Raw genomic sequence first — 2,030 nt, 5'->3', positions numbered from 1 at the left:
CGTACGGGCCAGCAGGTCGGCCAACAGCAGCACCAGCCCGCCGGTCAGCGCCGAAACGGGCAGCAGGTAGCGATGGCTGCCGCCCGTTAAGCGGCGCACGAGGTGCGGCACCACCAGGCTAATAAACGCGATTGGGCCGCAGACGGCGACGCTCACCGAAGCGAGAGCGACCGCCAGCAGCAGGCCGCCGCGCTGAAGCTGGCGGAGATTGACGCCGAGGGTCCCGGCTCGCTCATGACCGAGCGCCAGCAAGTCCAGGCCGCGGCTGAGCAGCAGGCTTAACGGCAGCAGGAGCGCCAGAACGGGCAGGGCGATAGCGACGAATGAACCGTCCCGCGCCCATAGGCTCCCCGTCAGCCACAGCAGCGCGTTGTTGATCTCCTGGGGCCGGGAGAGCAGCAGGTAGTCGGTAAGGCTGGCCCAGCAGGCCGACAGCGCCACGCCGGTGAGCGCCAGGCGCATCGGGCGGGCAAAGCCGGCCAGCACAACCAGCGCCAGCATCGCCGCCATGCCGCCGCTAAACGCCACCAGCGGCAGCCACAGCACGGACAGCGAGGGGATAAAATAGAGCGCGGCGACCGACGCCAGGCTGGCGGCGTGGTTGATGCCAAGAATATCCGGCGAGGCCAGAGGGTTGCGCACCAGGCCCTGAATCAACACCCCGGCGACCGCCAGCGCGGCGCCGACGATCTGCGCCAGCACCACCCGCGGCAGGCGATACTGCGTCAGCGCGTAGTGGTACTCGCTGGCGCCGTTCCAGCCCTCGAACAGCGCCCGCCAGGGCAGCGGAACGGCCCCCATAAGCAGGGAGATAACGTTTAACGCCAGCAGCGCCAGCAGCAGGCAGGCGACTCGCATTTTCATCCGCGCCTCCTGACCAGCCAGACAAAGCACGGCCCCCCAACCAGCGCCAGCACCGCGCCCGCCGGAAGCTCCGCGGGCCAGGCCAGAGCGCGGGCGAGAATATCCGCCAGCAGCATAAATATGCCCCCCAGCAGCGCCGCCATCGGCAGCAGGACGCGGCAGTCCTGGCCCACCCACAGCCGCGCGAGGTGCGGTACAAGCAGGCCGATAAACGCCACCGGCCCCGCTACGCTGACGCAGGCGCCGGTCAGCAGCAGCACCGCCGCGTTGATTAGCAGCCGCAGCCGGGAAAGATTCACCCCCAGCGAGTGGGCGGTGCTATCGCCGACGTGGAGCAGGTTCAGAGAGTTCGCCAGCAGAAACACGCCGGGAATAATCAGCGCCGCAAAGGGGAACAGCTGCCAGAACTCCGGCCAGCGAACGTGCGAAACGCCCCCGGCCAGCCAGTATAAAATGCCGTAGGCATGATCTTCAGCCAGCAGCAGCGTGACGCGGGTTAGCGCCATGCACAGCGCCGACAGGGCGATCCCGGCGAGGATCAGCCGGCTGCGGTCGAGCTCCTGACGCCAGCCGCCGCCGGCCGCCATCACCAGTAGCCAGCTGACGCCGCCGCCGCAGGCGGCAATAAATGCCAGAGAGTAGCCCGCCAGCGGCGCCGGGCTGAAGGCGCTGGTCAGCGACATCGCCAGCGCCGCGCCGCTGTTGATGCCGAGCAGGGACGGCGAGGCCAGCGGATTGTGGGTCAGAATTTGCAGCAGCACGCCTGAAAGCGCCAGGCTGGCGCCAAGCGCTATCGCCACCAGGCTACGCGGCAGGCGCAGATTAAGCACCAGCGCCTGGGCCAGAGAGGGGGTTTTGGGGGCCAGCAGCGCCTGCAGGGCCTCCAGCGGCGCAATGGGGATCGGCGAAAAGACAAACAGGCTCAGCCACAGCAGGCCCGCCAGCCCGACCAGCGGCAGCCCCCAGATCGGCAGAGCGGAACGGGATGATTTCATTATTGCTGCCCGTCGACCGCCCGGTGGTGAATGATGTTAACCGCATCAGCGGCGATGCGTTCGGCGGCAAACATGCCGCGCATCCGCGCCCAGCTGTTGCTGTCCACGGCGGCCACCTGCTGCTTCTGCTGCGCCTGCAGCATCTGCCATAGCGGGTCCTGCTGCCATTTG

Annotated in this window: 2 protein-coding genes and 1 pseudogene; all 3 read right to left on the bottom strand. The window is 68.1% G+C overall.

Annotated features, from left to right (window positions below):
• The coding region (gene fecD / locus PFH44_RS27065) for a Fe(3+) dicitrate ABC transporter permease subunit FecD (protein ID WP_463671587.1) at positions 1-864 on the bottom strand (864 nt) is incomplete at its 3' end.
• Entirely contained in the window at positions 861-1,859 is a 999-nt protein-coding gene (fecC, locus tag PFH44_RS27060) for an iron-dicitrate ABC transporter permease FecC (RefSeq protein ID WP_283826757.1), read from the bottom strand. The genes fecC and fecD, both read right to left, overlap by 4 nt.
• Positions 1,859-2,030, bottom strand: a pseudogene (fecB, locus tag PFH44_RS27055) (Fe(3+)-dicitrate ABC transporter substrate-binding protein FecB); the annotation flags it as partial. The pseudogene fecB and the gene fecC, both read right to left, overlap by 1 nt.

The sequence above is a fragment of the Klebsiella sp. Ech2A genome, from assembly GCF_030078455.1.
In the GTDB taxonomy this organism is placed as follows: domain Bacteria; phylum Pseudomonadota; class Gammaproteobacteria; order Enterobacterales; family Enterobacteriaceae; genus Klebsiella; species Klebsiella terrigena.
This window is presented reverse-complemented; position numbering and strand designations above follow the sequence as displayed.

Bases quoted from the DNA above. Each gene is read 5' to 3' on its own strand.
- fecC (WP_283826757.1), bottom strand. From the start codon at position 1,859: ATGAAATCATCCCGTTCCGCTCTGCCGATCTGGGGGCTGCCGCTGGTC.